A 236-nucleotide genomic window follows, 5' to 3' on the forward strand; every position below is an offset into this window, starting at 1 on the left:
AATATCTCCGGTTTTCACCACCGTATGTGGATCTTCAATAAATCTATCCGCTAAAGAAGAGATATGAACCAAGCCATCTTGGTGTACACCGATATCAACTTACGCGCTAAATCAACTTCAAGAACTTTGACTTTAACAATATCTCCGGTTTTCACCACCGTATGTGGATCTTCAATAAATCTATCCGCTAAAGAAGAGATATGAACCAAGCCATCTTGGTGTACACCGATATCAAC

General features: G+C 39.4%; 1 protein-coding gene and 1 pseudogene. Both read right to left on the reverse strand.

What is annotated here, in order from left to right; genetic code table 11:
* On the reverse strand, nt 1-72 hold a 72-nt coding region (locus BHE89_RS26840), incomplete at its 3' end, for a hypothetical protein (RefSeq protein WP_353615099.1).
* A 2-nt stretch (nt 73-74) separates the two neighbouring features.
* Nucleotides 75-236 (reverse strand): annotated as a pseudogene (locus BHE89_RS03155) (S1 RNA-binding domain-containing protein); the annotation flags it as partial.

Origin of the sequence: Shigella sp. FC1967 (assembly GCF_001743005.1) — a bacterium.
Lineage (GTDB): Bacteria > Pseudomonadota > Gammaproteobacteria > Enterobacterales > Enterobacteriaceae > Proteus.